Here is a 21,061-nt window from a genome sequence, read left to right on the forward strand (position 1 = left end):
AACAACTCCGCTTAACAGGCGACCCATGTCCGCGAATTAACGCTTAGGTGAAGATTTGGTGACTGTGGACAACCCATAGGGTGTGAAGCCCAGGCGTGCATCGATATTGAAGCGCAGCCAATGATTTGTATTGCTTACGATCTACCGCGAATGGTCTTCAGCGCATGTCGGTCCTGTGTGTGAAGGGCGATCACACCCAAGTGCTGATCGCGGCCGCGAACGGCATGTTCTCCGAGTTCTTCCTTGATGATCGCTTCAGGAAGCTCCATCCGTCTGGCAAGGTCGCTGGAAATCAGCACCTGGCGCTCCAGCGTCTTGCAGAGTGACTCCAGCCTTGCAGTCGTATTCACCGTGTCGCCGAAATAGGCGATCTTGTGATGGTCGACGCCGATTTCGGCCGTCACGACGCTGCCGCCATGGAGGGCGGCTCGCAGACGCGGCACTCTGCCGTAGGATTTCAGCCACGTCTCGGCGTTCTTTTCGATGTTGTCGAGGATATTAAAGACGCAGCGCACGCAATTGGCGTTCTTGATGCCACGTTGAAGCGGCCAGGTGATGATGGCGGCATCGCCGATATAGTCGTCGATCGCGCCCTTGTGACGGCGAACGGGCTCGGCCATGGCACCGAACACCGCACCGAGGAATGCCTGCGTTTTCAGGTCACCATATTCCTCGGCAAAGGCGGTGGAACCGACGAGGTCGATGAAGAGAAAGACGCGCTCCTCCTGCACCGGATTTCGATAGCGGCCGGTCAACAGGCTGGAGAAAACGTCGCGACCGAGCAACTCCCGCACGCGGCCGATGAAAATAACGATCGCGGTCACGACGACGGCATAGAGGTAGACATTTATCTTCAGCAGCGTGAGGTCTTCCCAGGACCCGTCGACCAGGCCCAACAGCTTCATGATGCTGCCCGCCATGGCATAGCCGACGCTCATCAGCAGGAAATCGACGATGAGAGCCGAAAGGATGAAGGCCGGCGTCGGCAGGCGATGCATCCAGTCATTCAGCCGCGGCAGGATCATGCGGCGTTCGAAGACCAGCAGCGGCATACCGCAGAACAAAGCGAAGATTGCGCCGATATACATGGGCGCTTGCGGAAAGAACAGCTTGCCGTAGATGACGCCCGTCGAAGCGACGAACAGCGACGTCAGGATCCAGTTGCGCATCGAATGGAGAATGCCCATTCACTTTTCCGCCGAGAAGCGACGCCTGTCATCGACGCGGGATTGCGTCGGCAAACTGGAACGTCATCGAATAGAACGATTACATAAGACGTTCATTCCACGAGATTTGCGGCGCAATCGTGATGGCGGCCGACATCTCGATGCGCGAATCATACGCAATCGCAAGGCGCCGGGAAAGGAGAATGTCGCGGCTAGAGGGTGACGGTTTCGATCCGCTTGCCGACGAAACGCAGGGCCACCTGGCCCTGGATCAGCTGCAAGGCTGTCTCGCCGAAGAGATCGCGCCGCCAGCCGGTCAGGGCTGCGACATCGGCCTTCTCGCCCTCCGCCGCGATCTTGTCGAGATCGTCGCTGTTGGCGATCACTTTCGGAGCGACGCCATGCTTTTCCGCGATCAGCTTCAGCAGCACTTTCAGCAGTTCGGAAGCGGCGGCGGTGCCCTCAGGAGCCTGCTGATGGCGTGGTGGATGTGGCATTTCGGATTTCGGCAGCGCCAGCGCCGCATTGATTGCTTCAAGCACTGCCGTACCGGCTGCCGAGCGCTCCCAGCCTTTGGGAATGGTCCGCAGCCGCGCAAGTGCTTCGGTGTCCTTCGGCTGCTGCTGGGCGATCTCATAGATCGCGTCGTCTTTCAGCACGCGTGCCCGCGGAACATTGCGCGCACGGGCCTCGCGCTCACGCCAGGCGGCCACATATTTGAGGACGGCCAGCTCCTGTGGCTTGCGCAGTCGCATCTTCAGTCGCTGCCAGGCATCGTCCGGATGCAGGTCATAGGTCTCGCGTGCTTCAAGGATCGCCATTTCTTCCTGCAGCCAGGATGCGCGTCCTTCGCGTTTCAGCTGTTCGCTGAGGGAGAGATAGACGTCGCGTAGATGGGTGACGTCGGCCAGTGCATAGTCCAGCTGCTTTTCGGACAGCGGCCGCCGGCTCCAGTCGGTAAAGCGCGAGGATTTGTCGATATGGACATTCTTGATGCGGCTGACGAGCTGGTCGTAGGAAACCGAATCTCCGAAGCCACAGACCATCGCCGCGACCTGCGTATCGAAGATCGGATGCGGAATGAGATTGCCGCGATGGAAAATGATTTCGATATCCTGGCGCGCAGCATGAAACACCTTCAGGACCGATGGATTGGCCATCAGTTCGAAGAAGGGTGCCAGATCCAGCCCCTTGGCCAGCGGGTCCACCAGCACTTCGGTGGTGGGGCTTGCCATCTGTATCAAACACAGTTCCGGCCAGAAGGTCGTTTCTCGCAGGAATTCCGTATCGATGGTAATGAATTCCGACTTGGCCAGCTCTTGGCAGGCCGCCTCCAATTGGGCGGTAGTTTCGATCATCTCAACACATTCAACGGTAAAATACTTCCTTAACTTCCTTCTCCTTTCAGCCGGATATGTCAATACTTTCGCGGACAAAGCCTTTGCCGCGTTTCGCTTTTCGCTGAAATTGCCGGGAACTGTGACGGCTTCGACCTAAACCGCCTGCAATCGGGATGGCTTGCGGCCGCCTATGCCACGCGGACGTAACTTGTCATGCCCGTCTTCTGGTGCTCGATGATGTGGCAATGCAGCAGCCAGTCGCCGGGATTGTCGGCAACGAAGGCAAGCTGCACCTTCTCATCCGGCTGGATCAGATAGGTATCGGACACGAACGGTTGCACCTGCCGGGTCGAGGAGGAGATGACGGTAAAGCTCATTCCGTGCAGATGGATCGGATGGCTGTGCGGCGTAACGTTTTCCATATCGATGACATAGCTCTTGCCGAGCTTGAGTTCGGCGAGTGGAGCTGTGGGATCGGGCGTGTCGCCCGGCCATGGAACCTTGTTGATGGCCCAGAAGCTGTAGCCGAGCGAGCCGCATATGGTGTTGTCGGCCGTATTTTCCGCGGTCGAGCTCAGGATCAATGGAATATGGGTGGCCGAGTTGAGATCGGCTTTCTGCACGGGATTGTCTTCGAGTGGCGCGAGATCGTGGACATCGCGCTTCAGCGAAGCGCCCACCGCGCGCAAGGTCGCCAGCACTTTCGGATTGGTGCCCTTGATATCCTCGAGCTTGACGATCGCGCCTTCGCTGTCGGGCATGCGCACGGCAAGCTCCAGCCGCTGCCCCGGCCCAAGCTGCAGGAGATCGAGCGGAAAGCGCTGCGGCACGGGATTGCCGTCGATCGCGATCACGGTCGCCTCGGCGCCGTCCATGCGGAAGGAAAAGATGCGCGTGACATCGGTAATGGCAATGCGCAGCCGCACCAGGCCGCCGGACGGCGCGTCATATTGCGGCTCCTGCTGCCAGTTGGCGGTGCGGACCGTGCCGTAAGTGCCGGATTTGGCGGCATCGCGCGGGCGGAACTGCGCGATGAACTGCCCGTCTCCGCCCAGTCGCCAGTCGCGCAGATTGAGCACGACTTCCGAATCAAATGCCGGGTCCTTGGGGTTTTCGACCACGATAACACCGGTCATGCCATGGCCCATCTGTTCCAGCGTGTTACAATGCGGGTGATACCAGAAGGTGCCGGCATCGGGCGGCGTGAAGGCGTAATCGAAATGATCGCCGGTATAGACATAGGGCTGGGTGAGGAAGGGCACGCCGTCCATAGTGTTGGGTAGCCGGATGCCGTGCCAATGAATGGTCGTCGGATCGTCTATGCCATTGATCAGCCGCGCCGCGAAGGACTCGCCCTTCTTCATGCGGACAACAGGCGGCATGCCGGCGTCGCCATAGGTCAGCACGCTCTTGGTCGTGCCGCCGTCGGTAAGGTTCGCCTCGATCTTAGCGGTCTTCAGCGTGAGTGGCTCGGCCGCCACCGCCTTGCCCGCAAACTTCGCGGCAATGCCAAGGCCGACACCATAGGCGCCTGCAACGGCTGAGGCTTTCAGGAGATTGCGGCGGGTGAGGATCGGCATGTCAGGCTCCGGGGGCGAAGATCTACGGATGCCTGTTTAAAGTTGACTTCGATGTTCAGCAATAGCATCGAGGTAGCCAAACTGCCGCAGCGGCTACTTGTGGATGCTGTTATGGGTGGCGATTGAAAACAGCTTTAACCCGACTTCCGGCGTTCGAGCCTTGACAAATCGGGCGTGCCATGCGCTTTTCCGCCCGATTTTCTCGTCGGCGGGCGAGGGGTTTGCATGTCCTTGCGCCACCGCCCGCCAAGCCCAGGATATATACTATGCATCGCTATCGCAGCCACACATGCGCCGCCCTGCGCAAGTCCGACGTCGGTTCGACCGTCCGCATCTCCGGCTGGGTTCATCGCGTCCGAGATCATGGCGGCGTGCTGTTCATCGACCTGCGCGATCACTACGGCATCACCCAGGTTGTTGCCGACCCTGATTCTCCGGCGTTCAAGCTTGCCGAAACCGTTCGCGGCGAATGGGTCATCCGTATCGATGGTCTGGTCAAGGCCCGCACGGAAGATACCGTCAACAAGAACATGCCGACCGGTGAGATCGAGCTTTACGCTCAGGAGATCGAAGTGCTCTCCGCCGCCAAGGAGCTGCCGCTGCCCGTCTTCGGTGAGCCGGACTATCCGGAAGACGTTCGCCTGAAGTATCGCTTCCTCGATCTGCGACGCGAAACGCTGCACCGGAACATCGTCAAGCGCACGCAGGTCATCTCTTCGATGCGCCGCCACATGGGCGATGTCGGCTTCACTGAATACACCACCCCGATCCTGACGGCCTCGTCGCCGGAAGGCGCGCGCGACTTCCTCGTGCCGAGCCGTATTCACCCCGGCACCTTCTACGCGCTGCCGCAGGCGCCGCAGCAGTACAAGCAGCTGCTGATGGTTGCCGGTTTCGACCGCTATTTCCAGATCGCGCCGTGCTTCCGTGATGAAGACCCGCGCGCCGACCGTCTGCCGGGCGAATTCTATCAGCTCGACCTCGAAATGAGCTTCGTCACCCAGGAAGACGTCTGGAACACGATGGGTCCGCTGATGACCCAGGTGTTCGAGGAGTTTGCCGAAGGCAAGCCGGTCACCAAGGAGTGGCCGCGCATCCCCTATGACGTCGCGATTCGCAAGTATGGCTCCGACAAGCCGGACCTGCGCAACCCGATCGTCATGGAAGCCGTCACCGAGCATTTTGCTGGCTCCGGCTTCAAGGTCTTCGCTAACATGATCGCCTCCAACCCGAAGGTCGAAGTCTGGGCAATCCCGGCCAAGACCGGCGGCTCGCGTGCCTTCTGTGATCGCATGAATGCCTGGGCGCAGAGCCAGGGCCAGCCGGGCCTTGGCTACATCTTCTGGCGCAAGGAAGGCGAAAAGCTCGAAGGTGCCGGCCCGCTTGCCAAGAACATCGGCGAAGAGCGCACGGATGCGATCCGCACCCAGCTCGGCCTCGATGACGGCGACGCCTGCTTCTTCGTCGCCGGCGATCCCTCCAAGTTCTACAAGTTTGCCGGTGAAGCCCGCACCAGGGCCGGTGAAGAGCTGAATCTTGTCGATCGCGACCGCTTCGAGCTGTGCTGGATCGTCGACTTCCCGTTCTTCGAATGGAGCGAGGAAGAAAAGAAGGTCGATTTCGCCCACAACCCGTTCTCGATGCCGCAGGGCGGCCTTGAGGCGCTGCAGAACCAGGATCCCCTCACGATCAAGGCGTTCCAGTACGACGCCGTCTGCAACGGCTTCGAAATCGCTTCGGGTTCGATCCGTAACCAGTCGCCGGAAACCATGGTCGCCGCCTTCGAAAAGGTCGGCCTCAGCCAGACCGACGTCGAAGAGCGCTTCGGCGGCCTCTACCGCGCCTTCCAGTACGGTGCACCGCCGCACGGTGGTGCCGCCTTTGGTATCGACCGTATCGTCATGCTGCTGGTCGGCGCCAAGAACCTGCGCGAGATCTCGCTGTTCCCGATGAACCAGCAGGCACAGGATCTGCTGATGGGCGCTCCCTCGGCCGCAACGCCGACACAGCTGCGCGAACTGGCCATTCGCCCGGTACCGCCGGTCAAGAAGGACTGAGTCTTCCAAGTTTGACGAAATGCAAAACCCGGCGACCGAAATCGCCGGGTTTTTGTTTGTCTGCTTGTGTCAGTCAGATCGCCGCATAGACCGCCTTGGCGAGATCCGTGGTGAACTGTCCCCACATGCCTTCGAGCGCGGTGTTGGTCAGGGCAACCACCGTCAGCCCCTTTTCGGCATCGACGAACCAGCTGTGGCCGTAGACGCCGCCCCATTTGATCGTGCCGGCCGAGAAGGGAACTTGCGCTGCCACGGGATCGGTGACGACGGACCAGCCATACCCGAAGCCGACGCCGGCTTGCAGCGCCTGCATATGGCCGCCTGCCTGATCGGCCATCATGGTCTTCACCGTATCTGCCGACAGCAGCGGCGCACCGCCTTTGCGGATGGTGTCGAGAATGGCCAGAATGTCGCTTGCCGTTCCAGCCATACCCGCGCCGCCGGAGTGGTAGGAGGCGGGATCGAATATCCTGTCGGGCGCAAAGCGGATCACACCGTCGAGTATGGGAACAAGCGTGCCGTCTTCCATTCGCCGCGGCGCGGGAGTTCCGTTTACGTAATTGGCTGCCAGGCGGCTGCGGTCGCGCACCGAGAAAGCCGTGTCGGAGACGCCGAGCGGCTTCATGACAAGCTCCGTAACGGCATCGCCGAGGGCGCCGCCCGTTTCCTTTTCGATGATGCCGCCGAGGACATCCATTGCCAGGGAATACTGCCAGTTTTCCCCGGGCGCAAAGAGAAGGGGAGCGCTGGCGAGACGCTTGAGGTTTTCAGCCACCGATCGGCCCGGCGTGTCCAGGCCATCGGAGACGCCGGCGCGATGATAGGGGCCGTCTTGCTCTTCCGCGAATGTATAGCCCAGTCCGGATGTGTGCGTGAGGAGATGCCGGATGAGAATGGTGGCTTCGCCGCCATCCGGCAGCCGCGGCCGGAAATCCGGCAGCCATTTGGTGATCGGATCGTCGAGGCCGAGACGGCCCTGTTCGATGAGCCGCATGGCGGCAATAGTGACGATCGGCTTGGTGACGGAGGCGAGGCGGAAGATGGCATCTTCCTGCATCGCCACACCGTTTTCCCGATCCGCCAGGCCGGCGGCACGGGCGTAGACCAATTCTCCGTCTTGAGCGATGAGAACGACGCTTCCGACCAGCCTCTTTTCGGCCAGGGCGGAATTGATTGCAGCATCGACGCCTTCAGCAAGGCTGCCGTCGCTGGTGCGTGCGGAATTTTCCAGGGGAAGACTCATGGGGCAAAACCTTATATAATCACAATGACCATTCCTGAATAAACCAAGTCGAGAAATAATTCTAGAGTGACCATTGTGAAAAATATTGAAGACAAGGACAATTCTTCACCGCGCAAGCGCGGGCGGCCGCCGGCTTTCGATCGCGAGACGGTTCTTGCGTCGGCACGCGACACCTTCTGGAAGCATGGCTATGACGGTTCCTCCATTGCCGATCTGACGGCCGCCATGGGCATCACGCCGCAAAGCCTCTATGCCGCCTTCGGTTCTAAGGCCGAGCTCTATCGCGAGACGCTCGACCAATATCGGCGCATGCCGCGGCCGGAGCCCGGCAATCCCTTTCAGGACAAGCTGGATACGGTGGCGGCCTTCGAGCGCTTTCTGATGAATTCTGCCAAGATTTTCACGGCCCCGGAGCATCCGAAAGGCTGCATGATATCGACGGCGGTGCTGAACTGCGCCGAGGAAAACGAGCCGATCGCCCATCACGTCGCGTCGATGCGCCTGCAGACGCTTGACATCTTCACCGCCCGCATCGAACGCGGCATTGCCGAGGGGGATATGCGCCCGGATGCCGATGCTCGTTCGCTCGCCCGCTTTCTGGGCGCGATCGTGCAGGGCATGTCCGTTCAGGCCCGCGACGGTGCGACCACGGAGGAATTGCTTGCCCTCCTGTCTCATGCGCTCAGCGAGCTGAAAGCGTATCAGGTGCAGCAGGATGCCTGAACCAAGGCAAAGAAAAACCCGGCGACCGAGATCGCCGGGTTCTGAATGAGGTCTGGAGCGACAGATTAGTCGTTCGAGGAAACCTTGAGGCCGATGACTTGCGGGATCGTCTGCGGTGCGCCCATGGCAGCGCCGATGATCATCGGAACAGGAACCGGCTTGCCGGGAGCTGCCGTCACCGTCATGCTCTTCGGGTTGTCGAGGTAGGAGCTGACGGCCGTGGAAACGGCGTTCTGCAGTTCCGGAATGTTGAGCTGCGCCATCATGATCGGCGTCATTGCCTTCAGGGTGTCGGCGAGCTGCTTGCCTGTAACGCCCTGCTGCTTGCCTGCGAAATCGAGCGCACGAGCCGTGATCGATGCATCGTCGAAGCGGATCTGGGCGCTGTTGAAGGTGAGCTGCTGCAGCAGGCCGAGCATGGCGAGGCCGGCGGACTGCTGTGCTTCCTGCTGGTTCGGGTTGGAGCGAACCGTCTTGAGCGCATCCTGCATCGACTTGGCAAAGGCCGGCGTGTAGCCGGAAATGCTGAAGGCGAGGTTCAGCTTGCCGATATCCCTGAAGTCGAAGGAATATTCGGTGATGTCGATCGTGCCGGGTCCGATTTCCCAGCTACCCTTCATGGAGATCGTGCCGTCGATCTGCTGCAGCTTCAGCGCTTCGATAGCTTCCTTGGTCTTCGCATCGTCGACCTTGCTGAGATCGGCCTTGACGCCATTGATCTTGGCATCGAAGTCGAGGCCCGACTTGTCGTCGCGCTTCTTCATGTTGGCGTCGGCGCCCTCGATCGAGAACACCTCGGTATCGTCCTTGGTCACGGACACGGCGCCGGCGTGGGCGCTCTTGTAGTAAAGCAGTGAGCTGAGATCGCCCTTGGTCGTGTCGGCTGGGATCTCGACGCCGCTCAGCTTGAGGTCGGTGGCGGAAACGGAGGCGCCGTCCTTTTCGAAATCGACATCTGCGAAATCGATTTCATCGATCGTGTAGCCGCCATTGTTTTCCTCGACGCCGTCCAGGGTAATGTCCCCGAGCGGAATGCTGTCGTCCATGCCGGCCGCTTTGAAACTTGCGCCCTTCAGCGTCACCGTGCTGCCGTCGACGTCGACGCCCGTGGCAGCAATCGAACCGCCCTGCTGGCCGTAGACGTCGTTGATCTTCTTCAGCAGATCATTGCCGTCGAGCGCGAAGGCCGAGCTGGCGAAAGACAGGATTGCGGCGCTGCAAAGCATCAGCCGCGTGGTCCGATAGAAAGTCATTATGGCGTTCCTCGTTGAGCCGGTGGTATATTGCGGGGGTGTACAGATTGAGCGTGTACTGCGCTGACTTATATTGATCTTTCTTCGAAAATCCAATGACAATGAGTGCTGAAAGCAGGTGCAGCAAAAATGCATCGGTCGCCGTCGTGCAAGAGGGCCGAAACGCCTTCATCCACAGGTGCTTTCGGCTGATTTCTTGCTGTGAATCGCCATCTCTTATAGTCAAGGGCCATGGGAAAAAATCTGACACCGCCGCCCAGTGACGGCGACGACAATATCCTTCCGGTCGATCTGAAGGCGGCGCTCGAAGAGCGCTACTTGGCCTATGCCTTGTCGACGATTACGCAACGCGCGCTTCCGGACGTTCGCGACGGGCTGAAGCCGGTGCATCGCCGTATCGTCTATGCCATGAGCGAGATGGGGCTGCGCCCCAATGCTGCCTTCCGCAAATGTGCCAAGATCGTCGGCGAAGTGATGGGTAACTATCACCCGCATGGCGACCAGTCGATCTACGATGCGCTGGCGCGCCTGGCGCAGGATTTCTCGCAGCGCTATACGCTGGTCAACGGCCAGGGCAATTTCGGCAATATCGACGGCGATAGCCCGGCCGCGATGCGCTACACCGAATCCAAGATGACGGCGGTTTCCGAACTGCTGCTCGAGGGCATCGACCAGGACGCGGTAGATTTTCGCGACACCTATGACGAGTCGAATTCCGAGCCGATCGTTCTGCCGGGGGCTTTTCCCAATCTGCTCGCCAATGGCTCTTCGGGCATCGCTGTCGGCATGGCGACCTCTATCCCGCCGCACAATGCTCACGAGCTTTGCGACGCTGCCCTGCATTTAATCAAGGATCGTGAGGCGACGGTCGAGAAGCTGGTGGAACTGTATATTCCAGGTCCCGACTTTCCGACCGGCGGCATCATTATCGACGATCGCCAGAGTATCATCGAAAGCTACAAGACTGGCCGTGGCGGCTTCCGCGTTCGCTCCAAATGGGAGATCGAGGATCTCGGTCGCGGTGGCTATCAGATCATTGTCACCGAAATTCCGTTCCAGGTACAGAAGTCGCGGCTGATCGAAAAGATCGCCGAGTTGCTGCTGGCGCGCAAGCTGCCGCTGCTCGAGGACATCCGTGATGAATCCGCCGAGGATATCCGCGTCGTGCTCGTGCCGAAGAGCCGCACGGTCGACGCGACGATCCTGATGGAATCGATGTTCAAGCTGACGGAGCTGGAAAGCCGCTTCCCGCTCAACATGAACGTCCTGTCCATGGGCCGTATCCCCAGGGTCATGGCCCTGAACGAGGTGCTGAAGGAATGGCTGGATCATCGCCGCGAGGTGTTGCTGCGCCGTTCGCGCTTCCGCCTGGCGGCCATTGAAAAGCGACTCGAAATCCTTGGCGGTTTCCTGGTCGCCTATCTCAATATCGATGAGGTCATCGCCATCATCCGCGAGGAAGATGAACCGAAGCCCGTGATGATGGAGCGGTTCGGCCTCACGGACAATCAGGTCGAGGCGATCCTCAACATGCGGCTGCGCTCCTTGCGCAAGCTGGAAGAGTTCGAAATCCGCAAGGAATTCGATGGCCTGACGAAGGAGAAGGCCGATATCGAGGCGCTGCTCGCTTCGGACGAGAAGCAGTGGCAGACGGTGTCCTGGGAAATCGGCGAGGTGAAGAAGAAATTCGCCAAGGCGACTGAAATCGGCCGCCGCCGCACGCAGTTTGCCGAGGCACCCGAAGCCGATGATGCAGCCATCCAGCAGGCGATGATCGAGAAGGAGCCGATCACCGTCGTCGTTTCGGAGAAGGGCTGGATCCGTGCCCTCAAGGGCCACATTTCCGATACCTCGTCGCTGACCTTCAAGGAAGGCGACGGCCTCAAGGTCGCCTTCCCAGCGCAGACCACGGACAAGATCCTCATCATCACCACGGGCGGCAAGGCCTATACGCTCGGCGGCGACAAGCTGCCCGGCGGCCGTGGTCATGGCGAGCCGCTGCGCATCATGATCGATATGGAAAACGATCAGGACGTGCTGACCGCCTTCGTCCACGATCCGCAGCGCAAGCAGATGATCGCATCGACGGCAGGCAACGGCTTCATTGTCGCCGAGGCGGAACTGGTCGCCAATACCCGCAAGGGCAAGCAGATCATGAACGTCTCCTATCCCGACGAGACCAAGCTTCTGGTTCCGATATCAGGCGACCACGTCGCCGTGGTCGGCGAGAACCGGAAGATGGTCATCTTCCCCCTCTCGCAGGTACCGGAAATGTCACGCGGCAAGGGCGTGCGCCTGCAGAAATACAAGGATGGCGGCATTTCCGACATCCGCTGCTTCATGATCGCGGAGGGCCTGACCTGGGAAGACAGCGCCGGCCGCACCTTCACCAAGACGAAGGATGAGCTGGCGGAATGGCTGGGCGACCGCGCCGGCGCCGGCCGTGCCGTGCCGAAGGGCTTCCCAAGGAGCGGCAGGTTTTCGGGGTGAGGAGTGGTCGGGCAAAGCCCGAGCAATCGACCCAGTGGGTCGATTGCAGCGACGAACGCCCTGAGCCCTAGCGAAGGGCCGAGGTGTTGCGGCTGATGAGATAGCTGTCATCCGGTCAGCGGGACGCAGAAGTCTTTGAGAAATTGCGTCGCACCCGCTTCGTCAATTTCTCCAGCCGCGACGCCCTGCACGAAGGCGACGATAGTTCCATCGTCAGCCTCGATAAGGTAGCCGTTGATATAGAGAAACGTAAACGCCGCGAGGTAGCTGGCTCGCTTGTTTCCATCCGAGAATGGATGATTTCGGACGATGCCGTAGAGGTAGGCCGCTGCCAAGGCAAATAAATTGCTTTCGCCGTAGGCAGCCTTGTTCAATGGGCGTGCCATCGCGGCTTCCAAGGCGTTCTCATCCTTTAGGCCCGGCAATCCACCATGTTCGGCGATCTGTTCCTCATGCATGATCTCAACGGCTTCACGGGATAGCCATTTATAATCATTCATTTTGCGAGTTCACGCAGGGCACTGCGATATTTCTGCATGCCAAGTCTCGCCGCGCGTAGTTGTTCGGCAAGATCCGCACGTTCGGGAACCAACTCGATGTTGCCGTTTACTTCGCGTATCTCCAGCGCATCGCCGTTTTTGAGGCCAAGCCTTTGGAGAACTTCCTTCGGAATAATCACGCCTTCGGAATTGCCGATCTTGCGGATGGTGACGTTCATATTTCAGCTCCAATGTAATAACCTAGTTATAACATTGGGTGGGCCGTGCTTCAATGTGCAAGTCCCTGCGTCGCCAACGCCGCTCTCGCCTTGACCCGCGCCTGCCAGACCGAGTGTGCGGCAAGCGCCAGGATCAGGATCGCACCGCCGGCAAGCGTCATGTTGGTCGGCGCCTCTGAAAAGATCAGCCAGACCCAGATCGGCGCAAGGATCGTTTCCAGCAGATAGAACATCGCCACTTCCGGCGCGGAGAGAAAGCGCGTGCCTGTTGCGAGACACCAGAAGGAAAGCGGCATCAGCACGGCGCCGTCGAAAAGGATCCAGCCCGGATGGTCGATGGAAAAACCCGAGGGCACCATGTGATAGAGCCCGACCGCCGCTGGAATGACGGCCGCCAGCAGGGAGGCGAAGCCCATATCCCGACCCGAAGCACGGCTGATCGTGATGGCGCACGCTATGGAGAACGAGGCGACCACGGAAAGCGCATCGCCAAGCATATGCCCGCCCTCCATGCCATCCCCGACAATCAGGCCGACACCGAGGATCATGACAGCCATAGTGATGAAGGTCGAAATTGCCGGGCGTTCCTTGAGGAATATCCACGAGAGCAGCGCGGTGAACATCGGGTTCAAGGCGATGATGAACACCACGTTCGCCGCCTTCGTGTAATAGACAGCAAGCAGGAAGGTGATGGTCGTCAGCCCATAGAAGAAGCCGACGGGAAGCCCCAGCCAACCCGGCAATACGCCGCGCAGCGAACCCGTGACCCGGCGGATGACGACGAGGGCGGCGAGCGCCACGACAATGGTCGCAAGGCTGCGCACTGACAGCACCGACCAGACCTCGCCGCTGGAAAGCCTGATCAGCGGGATGTCCATGGACAGGGCCAGACCGCCGAGTGTCGTCAGCAGCAAGCCCTTCTTATGATCCGAGAGATGGGCAAACATTCAGCGGAAGGTATCCTTGTCGCCGTCGGCGGCCGGATCGAAACGTTCCCAGCCACGCGGCGTCAGATGTTCCTGCGGCTGGAAGCGCGTCTTATAGTCCATCTTGCGCGAGCCCTTGACCCAATAGCCGAGATAGACATGCGGCAGCCCGAGGGCTTTCGTCCGCTTGATGTGATCCAGAATCATGAAGGTGCCGAGCGACCGCGCATCGAGGTCAGGATTGAAATAGGAATAGACCATCGAAAGCCCGTCGCTCATCACGTCGGTCAAGGCAGCGGCCAGAAGTTCACCCTTCGGGCGCTGTTCGAGCCCCGATCCTTCCTCGCGGCGGCGATACTCGATGATGCGCGTGTTCACATGTGTGTCCTCGACCATGATCGCATAGTCGAGCACGGTCATGTCGGACATACCGCCTTGCTGGTGGCGATAGTCGAGATAGCGGCGGAAGAGCGAATATTGCTCGCTGGAAGGCTGCGCCGGAAATTCGGTGGCGATGATATCGCTGTTGGCGGTCAGCACCCGTTTCATCGAGCGGGTGGGCTCGAATTCCTGGGCGAGGATACGCACCGATATGCAGGCCCTGCAGGATTCGCAGGCTGGACGGTAGGCGATGTTCTGCGAGCGCCTGAAGCCGCCCTGGGTCAGAATATCGTTCATCTCGGCGGCACGGGGACCAACAAGGTGCGTAAAGACCTTGCGTTCCATCTCGTGCGGCAAGTACGGGCAGGAAGCCGGTGCCGTCAGATAAAACTGCGGGGATGGCGTCGACTGCGTGTTCATCTGCCGTTGATTGACCTTTCTCTCGGCACTCGTTTTCTACAAGCATGGCTCAAGTTTAGAAAACGTCAACTACGTCCTTCGCTAAAGATCGAAGTTTCCTAATTGACCATGCACAGAAATATCTCCCGCGCGCCCTTTGGCTCCGCAGGAGATCTTGCGGTGTCCGATGATTATGCGTTGTTTTAAGCCGTCCGGGCGATGACGGTGCCGAGCAGCAGGTCATGCACCAGCCGGCTACGGTCGGTGAAGAGGCCTACCAGCAGAATGAGCGGCGTCAGGACGGAGTTCAGGATCCAGAACAGCGCCAGATGGACGATCGCCGTCAGGAAATCCATTCGCCGGCCGTCGACTCGAACCATGGTGAGGCCCATGGCGCGCATGCCGAGCGATGCCTGATAGGGGCCGCCGAGCGTCCAGCCGAAATAAAGGCCGGCAACCAGGACGAAGAGCACCGGATAGAGGAAGAAGCCAAGCCCCAGCGTCAGGATCGAAACGAAAAACAGCAGCACGGCCGCAGGAATGCAGAGCAGCGCGACGATGATGTAATCGACGATGAAGGCGAAGATGCGCCGGCTCAGCACGCCACTATAGGCGCGCCAGTCGTCCGGTGCTGCATAAAGCGGGCTGGGGTTCAGGCTCATTGCTTTCCTCCTTGGGAAACATTTGCCGAACATATGGTGTCAGGGCCTGCAAATACAATAAGCAGGCCGCCAACCCGTGAGTCGAAACTATTTTCTCGCCAGATGTTTTGCCACATCGACAGCGAAATAGGTGAGGATGCCGTCGCATCCGGCGCGCTTGAAGGCGAGCAGGGTTTCGAACATCACCCTTTCGCCGTCGATCCAGCCATTGGCGGCGGCGGCCTTGATCATCGCGTATTCGCCGGAGACCTGGTAGGCGAAGGTCGGAAGACCAAAGGCTTCCTTCAGCCGCCAACAGATGTCGAGATAGGGCAGGCCGGGCTTGACCATCAGCATGTCGGCACCTTCCTCGACATCGAGCGCAGCGTCGCGCACGGCCTCGGTGCCGTTGGCCGGGTCGATGTAATAGGTCTTCTTGTCGCCCTTTAGCAGGCCGCCCGTCGAGATCGCCTCGCGGTAAGGGCCGTAAAAGGCCGAGCTGAATTTCGTCGCGTAGCTCATGATGCCGACATTCTGGTGCCCGGCGGCATCGAGCGCCTGGCGGATCGCGCCGATGCGGCCGTCCATCATTTCCGAAGGCGCGATGATATCGGCGCCGGCGTCCGCCTGATAGACGGCGGCACGCGCCACCTGTTCGACCGTTTCGTCGTTGACGATCTCATTGCCGCGCAGGATGCCGTCATGGCCATGGCTTGTGAAGGGATCGAGGGCGACGTCGGTGATGACGCCGATATTCGGCACCGCCTTCTTGATCGCGGCGCTGGCAAGATTGATGAGATTGTTCTTCTCGAGGCTGTTGGAGCCGGTCTCGTCGCGCAGTTCCATTTCGATGTTCGGGAAGGTGGCAAGCGCGGGGATGCCGAGATCGGCCGCTTCCCTGGCCGCTTCCACCGCCTTGTCCACGGTCATGCGGTTGACGCCGGGCATGGCGGGGATCGGCTCGACGATGCCGGTGCCCGGGATCACGAAGATCGGCCAGATCAGATCGTCCACCGTCAGACGGTTTTCCTGCACGAGACGGCGTGTCCAATCGGCCTTGCGGTTGCGTCGCATGCGGCGATGCCCGGTGATCTCGTCGACGAGATGCGTCTTGTTCTCCATGATGCCGTCATCCTTCTTCATTTATTTATGGCACTCTATATAGGCCGCGTACCTATCACGCTGTCCCCAGGATTCAAAACCAGGCGAAAGGCCGCAGCCATTATATTCTGGCGAGGCAGATGCCTCCTACGTATTGTTCGCGCATGGAACCTGATTCTTCGACCGTACCCAAGAATACGCTGACGGACATCCTGTTCGTTTTGTTCCTGCGGCTGATCGCGATCGCTTGCTTCTGGCTCGGCCTGCAATATTGGGCGATGCTGGTCGGCTATTCGCTCGCGGGCCACGCGCGCTTCGATCTGCTCGCTCTGCCCTGGAAGGTCGCGGGCGCGGGGCTTGCCGTGGTTTTCCCGGTCGCAGCCCTCGGATTATGGCTCACCGTTTCCTGGGGGCCGGTCATGTGGGTGCTGGCCGCAGGCGGCCAGGGACTGATGTATGGCGTCTGGCCGGAGATATTCGGATCCAATCCACTGATCATGATCTTGCATGCCTGCGTTGCGGTGATTTATTGCCTTTTCCGCGTCCTTCTGTGGCAGGAGAAACGCCGGCGCCGCCAGCAGCAGGTAATGGTTGATTTACCCTGAGACAGCAACACTTCCTGGTAAGGTGCTGTTAAGCCTGCAGTTTAAGTAGAATTTTATGTGTATTCGATAGGGTCTCACTCAAGGCGGGAAGAAAACGACACCGCCAAACAAAACAGAGTGAGGCCAAGTCATGATGAACACGAAAATCAAGCCGCAGGCAGTTGCAAACGCTCGGGATCAGCAGGTTGATGACATCCGGGCTCTCTACATGGAATCCCTTCACCTGGTCGAGCGTCTGCACCGCCGCCTGCTTGATGTTATCAAAGACGAGTTCGACCGTCAGGGTCGCGACGACGTCAATGCCGTCCAGGCACTTCTCCTTTTCAACATCGGCAATTCCGAGCTGACGGCCGGTGAACTGCGCTCCCGCGGTTTCTACCTCGGCTCCAACGTTTCCTACAACGTCAAGAAGCTGGTCGACCTCGGCTTCATCAACCATCAGCGCTCACGCATCGACCGCCGCTCGGTCCGCATCAGCCTGACGGAAACCGGCCAGGACATCGCCGAAACCGTCGCCAAGCTCTATGAGCGCCACATCGGCTCGATCGACAAGGTCGGCGGCATCGGCACCGACGAATTCACCCAGATGAACAAGCTGCTGCAGCGTCTGGACCGCTTCTGGAACGACAGCATCGCTTACCGCATGTGAGTGAGTGCAGCTGAACGATCGCAAGATCTTCCAGTCAAACAAGCTGGACACGTTTCCCTGCGTGTCCGGCTTGAACGCGTTGCCGGCCCGGCCGTTGTGCGCTTTTTGCCACGTCCGCGCTTCACCTTCCGTCACATGTAAGGTCCCGGACGGCTAAGCCATTGACGCCGGATGAAGACACGCTATGAACCACGCGCAGCTGTGGTATTTTAGCAAAAGCAGTTTGGCTTTTCTTTCGCCCTCGCATGGCAAGGCAAGTTTCATGCCGGGAGACACGAATTGGCCATATTGCTATGACAGCGGAAATCGACTGCAAGCAGCGTTCTCGAAATACGATCTTCCAACCTGAAGGTCTTGGCTTCGCGATATTGTGATAGTTCGTGGCCAAGTTTTTGGTGGTGCATTAAGGGAACGGATTGATACTGAGCCACGTTACTTGGCGCAAGCTTGCGCTATTTACTGCTTCCTCTCTAGGCTGCGCATGATTGGATCGCAGCGTTGAACGGTTAGGACATGTCGAAGAAAAACGGAATTGGACCCTTTTCGCGCCGCTCTTTCCTGCGGTCGGCTGCAACTCTTGGCGCTGCCGCACTGGCCGCTCCGGCTCTAGCGCAAAACGCGACCCCGCTTGAAGCGCTGATCAACGACCGTTCTCGCGGCAATTGGGACGATCAGTTCGACGCCAAGGCTGCTGCTCGTACGGCCGCCGCCGTCCAGTCGAACACGCCGATCCTTGGCCCCGATTCCGTGCCGAACATTCAGCAGGCGATTGCTCAGTATCAGAGCATCGTTGCCAATGGCGGCTGGCCGCAAGTCAGCCCGACGAGCCAGCAGCCGCTGCAGATCGGCGTTACCGATCCCGCCGTGCAGACACTTCGCCAGCATCTGATGGTTTCAGGCGACCTGCCGCGCGAGGCGGGCATTTCATCGTCTTTCGATTCCTACGTGGACGGCGCCGTCAAGCGTTTCCAGGCTCGCCACGGTCTGCCGCCGGATGGCGTCATCGGTGATTTCACGCAGAAGGCGATGAACATCCCCGCCAACGTCCGTCTGCAGCAGCTGAATACCAATCTCGTCCGCCTTCAGACATTCCCGTCCGATCTTGGCCGCCGTCACGTCATGGTCAACATCCCGGCGACCCGTGTCGAAGCCGTGGAAGACGGTCAGGTGGCGCTGCGCCACGAGGCGATCGTCGGCCGGGAGTCGCGCCCGACGCACATCATCAATTCGAAGATCTACGAGGTTATCCTCAATCCCTACTGGACGGCGCCGCGCTCCATCATCGTCAAGGATATCATGCCGCTGATGCGCAAGGACCCGACCTATCTGGCGAGGAGCAACATCCGCCTTCTCGACGGCAAGGGTCAGGAAGTGGCACCCGAGACGATCGATTGGAATTCGGACAAGGCGCCGGACCTGATGTTTCGCCAGGACCCGGGCAAGACGAATGCCATGGCGTCCACGAAGATCAACTTCCATAACCCCAACAACGAATATATGCACGATACGCCGGAGCAGGGCCTGTTCAACAAGCTGATGCGCTTCGACAGCTCGGGCTGTGTGCGCGTTCAGAATGTGCGCGACCTGGCGACCTGGCTGCTGGCCGAAACTCCGGGCTGGCCGCGCCAGCACATCGAGCAGGTCATCTCCACCCGCGTCAACACGCCGATTACGCTGGCGTCGGAAGTCCCGGTCTATTTCGTCTATATCTCCGCCTGGAGCGCCCGTGACGGCATCGTCCAGTTCCGCGACGACATCTACAATCTCGACGGCAATTCCCAGTTGGCGCTCGACACGACCCAGGGTATGGAGCAACCGGTTCAGTAATCGGCGTTCCAATTGCAATTCCTATCGAAGCCGCGTCTTTTGATGCGGCTTTTTCATTGGCTGGCACTGCTCTGCGTAGAATGCCCAGCAAATGTCGCTGGTCGTATTGCTCTCCGGCGACCCTGACGCTAATACCGTTTGCATTGCCGTTCCGGCCCGTTCAGGAGCTTTCACGATGACCAACGCGTCCACCGAACCCTTCTTCAATCGCTCGCTTGCCGATACCGATCCGGAAATCTTTGGCGCGATCGGCAAGGAGCTCGGTCGCCAGCGGCACGAAATCGAACTGATCGCCTCGGAAAACATCGTCTCGCGCGCCGTTCTGGAAGCGCAGGGCTCGATCATGACCAACAAGTACGCCGAGGGATATCCGGGCAAGCGCTATTATGGCGGCTGCCAGTACGTTGATATCGCCGAGGAGCTCGCCATCGAGCGCGCCAAGAAGCTGTTCGGCGTCAACTTCGCCAACGTTCAGCCGAATTCCGGTTCGCAGATGAACCAGGCCGTCTTCCTCGCGCTCCTGCAGCCGGGCGATACCTTCATGGGTCTTGACCTGAACTCGGGCGGTCACCTCACGCATGGCTCGCCAGTCAACATGTCCGGCAAGTGGTTCAACGTCGTCTCCTATGGCGTGCGCGAAGGCGACAACCTGCTCGACATGGACGAAGTGCAGCGCAAGGCCGAAGAAACCAAGCCGAAGCTGATCATCGCCGGTGGCACGGCCTATTCCCGCATTTGGGACTGGAAGCGCTTCCGCGAGATCGCCGACAGCGTTGGCGCCTATCTGATGGTCGACATGGCGCACATCGCCGGCCTCGTCGCCGGTGGCCAGCATCCGTCGCCGTTCCCGCATTGCCACGTTGCCACGACGACCACGCACAAGTCGCTGCGTGGCCCGCGCGGCGGCATGATCCTCACCAATGACGAGGATCTGGCGAAGAAGTTCAATTCGGCCGTCTTCCCGGGTCTCCAGGGTGGCCCGCTGATGCATGTCATCGCCGCCAAGGCCGTCGCGCTCGGCGAAGCGCTGCAGCCAGACTTCAAGGACTATGCCGCCCAGATCGTCAAGAACGCCAAGGCTCTTGCCGAAACCCTGATCTCTGGCGGCGTCGACGTCGTCTCCGGCGGCACGGACAACCACCTGATGCTTGTGGACTTGCGCAAGAAGAACGCCACCGGCAAGCGCGCGGAAGCGGCCCTCGGCCGCGCTTACGTCACCTGCAACAAGAACGGCATTCCGTTCGACCCCGAGAAGCCTTTCGTCACCTCCGGTGTCCGCCTCGGCACGCCGGCCGGCACGACGCGCGGCTTCAAGGAAGCCGAATTCCGTGAAATCGGCAATCTGATCATCGAAGTGCTCGATGGCCTGAAGGTCGCCAATTCGGACGAAGGCAATGCCGCCGTCGAGGCTGCCGTGCGCGAGAAAGTGGTCAAGCTCACCGACCGCTTCCCGATGTACGGCTACATGGGCTAAGGAGAGCGCATGCGCTGCCCTTACTGCGGCTCGGAAGACACTCAGGTCAAGGACTCGCGCCCGGCGGAGGACAATACGTCCATCCGCCGTCGGCGCATTTGTCCCGATTGCGGCGGCCGCTTCACGACATTCGAGCGCGTGCAGCTGCGCGAGCTCATGGTCATCAAGAAGACCGGCCGCAAGGTGCTTTTCGATCGCGACAAACTGGTACGCTCCTTCGAAATCGCGCTGCGCAAGCGCCCGGTCGATCGTGATCGCATCGAACGCGCCGTGTCCGGCATCGTCCGCCGCCTGGAAAGCTCCGGCGAGACGGAAATCAGCTCGGAGCAGATCGGCCTACAGGTACTGGAAGCGCTGAAGAGCCTCGATGACGTCGCCTTCGTGCGTTACGCCTCCGTCTATCGCGATTTTTCGCACGCGGAGGATTTCGAGCATGTGATCGAGGAGATCAACGCAAAGATCGCCCGCGATCCGCTGGATCCCTGATC

General features: G+C 59.9%; 19 protein-coding genes. 8 read left to right on the forward strand and 11 right to left on the reverse strand.

From position 1 onward, the window contains the following. Positions 1–134: 134 nt before the first annotated feature. The 3 genes from ABOK31_RS04280 to ABOK31_RS04290 all read right to left on the reverse strand — a co-directional run bounded on the left by ABOK31_RS04280 (position 135) and on the right by ABOK31_RS04290 (position 4,086). The gene (locus ABOK31_RS04280) at positions 135–1,187 is read right to left on the reverse strand and encodes an adenylate/guanylate cyclase domain-containing protein (protein WP_174174225.1); all 1,053 of its coding nucleotides are present in this window, start codon (positions 1,185–1,187) and stop codon (positions 135–137) included. A gap of 191 nt (positions 1,188–1,378) precedes the next feature. Next, positions 1,379–2,524, reverse strand: coding sequence for a ribonuclease D (gene rnd, locus ABOK31_RS04285; protein ID WP_174174226.1), 1,146 nt, complete (start codon positions 2,522–2,524; stop codon positions 1,379–1,381). 170 nt (positions 2,525–2,694) lie between these two features. After that, entirely contained in the window at positions 2,695–4,086 is a 1,392-nt protein-coding gene (locus ABOK31_RS04290; protein WP_349957874.1) for a multicopper oxidase family protein, read from the reverse strand. Between the two features lie 266 nt (positions 4,087–4,352). Here ABOK31_RS04290 and aspS point away from each other — a divergent pair, with 266 nt between their 5' ends. After that, a complete protein-coding gene (gene aspS, locus ABOK31_RS04295; protein ID WP_075852212.1) occupies positions 4,353–6,143 on the forward strand; it encodes an aspartate--tRNA ligase in 1,791 nt (596 codons plus the stop codon). Positions 6,144–6,216: 73 nt separating this feature from the next. On the opposite strand, the gene ABOK31_RS04300 is transcribed toward aspS, so the two are convergent. Next, entirely contained in the window at positions 6,217–7,386 is a 1,170-nt protein-coding gene (locus ABOK31_RS04300; RefSeq protein ID WP_349957875.1) for a serine hydrolase domain-containing protein, read from the reverse strand. A 66-nt stretch (positions 7,387–7,452) separates the two neighbouring features. Here ABOK31_RS04300 and ABOK31_RS04305 point away from each other — a divergent pair, with 66 nt between their 5' ends. Further along, positions 7,453–8,109, forward strand: a complete 657-nt coding sequence (locus ABOK31_RS04305) for a TetR/AcrR family transcriptional regulator (protein ID WP_349957876.1) — start codon at positions 7,453–7,455, stop codon at positions 8,107–8,109. 65 nt (positions 8,110–8,174) lie between these two features. Here the strand turns inward: ABOK31_RS04305 and ABOK31_RS04310 are convergent, their stop codons facing one another. Next, on the reverse strand, positions 8,175–9,362 hold the full coding sequence (locus tag ABOK31_RS04310) for a hypothetical protein (protein WP_174174230.1): 1,188 nt from the start codon (positions 9,360–9,362) through the stop codon (positions 8,175–8,177). A 231-nt stretch (positions 9,363–9,593) separates the two neighbouring features. Here ABOK31_RS04310 and parC point away from each other — a divergent pair, with 231 nt between their 5' ends. After that, complete coding sequence (gene parC / locus ABOK31_RS04315) at positions 9,594–11,852, forward strand: DNA topoisomerase IV subunit A (protein WP_349957877.1); 2,259 nt, start codon at positions 9,594–9,596, stop codon at positions 11,850–11,852. A gap of 107 nt (positions 11,853–11,959) precedes the next feature. Here parC and ABOK31_RS04320 read toward each other — a convergent pair whose 3' ends face one another. The 6 genes from ABOK31_RS04320 to hemB all read right to left on the reverse strand — a co-directional run bounded on the left by ABOK31_RS04320 (position 11,960) and on the right by hemB (position 16,039). Next, on the reverse strand, positions 11,960–12,352 hold the full coding sequence (locus tag ABOK31_RS04320; protein WP_349957878.1) for a type II toxin-antitoxin system death-on-curing family toxin: 393 nt from the start codon (positions 12,350–12,352) through the stop codon (positions 11,960–11,962). Further along, positions 12,349–12,570 (reverse strand): AbrB/MazE/SpoVT family DNA-binding domain-containing protein, encoded by a 222-nt coding sequence (locus ABOK31_RS04325; RefSeq protein ID WP_174174233.1) that lies wholly within the window; start codon positions 12,568–12,570, stop codon positions 12,349–12,351. The genes ABOK31_RS04320 and ABOK31_RS04325 overlap by 4 nt, the downstream gene beginning before the upstream one ends. Positions 12,571–12,620: 50 nt before the next feature. Further along, entirely contained in the window at positions 12,621–13,517 is an 897-nt protein-coding gene (locus ABOK31_RS04330) for a DMT family transporter (RefSeq protein ID WP_174174234.1), read from the reverse strand. Next, entirely contained in the window at positions 13,518–14,297 is a 780-nt protein-coding gene (locus tag ABOK31_RS04335; protein ID WP_174174235.1) for an arginyltransferase, read from the reverse strand. Between the two features lie 182 nt (positions 14,298–14,479). Next, on the reverse strand, positions 14,480–14,938 hold the full coding sequence (locus ABOK31_RS04340; protein ID WP_075852219.1) for an RDD family protein: 459 nt from the start codon (positions 14,936–14,938) through the stop codon (positions 14,480–14,482). An 87-nt stretch (positions 14,939–15,025) separates the two neighbouring features. After that, the gene (gene hemB / locus ABOK31_RS04345) at positions 15,026–16,039 is read right to left on the reverse strand and encodes a porphobilinogen synthase (protein WP_174174997.1); all 1,014 of its coding nucleotides are present in this window, start codon (positions 16,037–16,039) and stop codon (positions 15,026–15,028) included. A 143-nt stretch (positions 16,040–16,182) separates the two neighbouring features. Here hemB and ABOK31_RS04350 point away from each other — a divergent pair, with 143 nt between their 5' ends. The 5 genes from ABOK31_RS04350 (at position 16,183) to nrdR (ending at position 21,059) form a co-directional block, all read left to right on the forward strand. Next, positions 16,183–16,623 carry a DUF6163 family protein gene (locus ABOK31_RS04350; protein ID WP_174174236.1) on the forward strand — a complete coding sequence of 147 codons (441 nt, stop codon included), beginning with the start codon at positions 16,183–16,185 and terminating at the stop codon, positions 16,621–16,623. A 133-nt stretch (positions 16,624–16,756) separates the two neighbouring features. Then, entirely contained in the window at positions 16,757–17,272 is a 516-nt protein-coding gene (locus ABOK31_RS04355) for a MarR family winged helix-turn-helix transcriptional regulator (protein ID WP_041677845.1), read from the forward strand. A gap of 513 nt (positions 17,273–17,785) precedes the next feature. Further along, positions 17,786–19,099, forward strand: coding sequence for a L,D-transpeptidase family protein (locus ABOK31_RS04360; RefSeq protein WP_092710717.1), 1,314 nt, complete (start codon positions 17,786–17,788; stop codon positions 19,097–19,099). Positions 19,100–19,274: 175 nt separating this feature from the next. After that, complete coding sequence (gene glyA / locus ABOK31_RS04365) at positions 19,275–20,573, forward strand: serine hydroxymethyltransferase (protein ID WP_047627127.1); 1,299 nt, start codon at positions 19,275–19,277, stop codon at positions 20,571–20,573. A 9-nt stretch (positions 20,574–20,582) separates the two neighbouring features. After that, positions 20,583–21,059, forward strand: a complete 477-nt coding sequence (gene nrdR, locus ABOK31_RS04370) for a transcriptional regulator NrdR (RefSeq protein WP_120663528.1) — start codon at positions 20,583–20,585, stop codon at positions 21,057–21,059. The last annotated feature ends 2 nt before the right edge of the window (positions 21,060–21,061 follow it).

This window comes from Rhizobium sp. ZPR4 (assembly GCF_040215725.1).
GTDB classification, from domain to species: Bacteria; Pseudomonadota; Alphaproteobacteria; order Rhizobiales; family Rhizobiaceae; genus Rhizobium; species Rhizobium rhizogenes_D.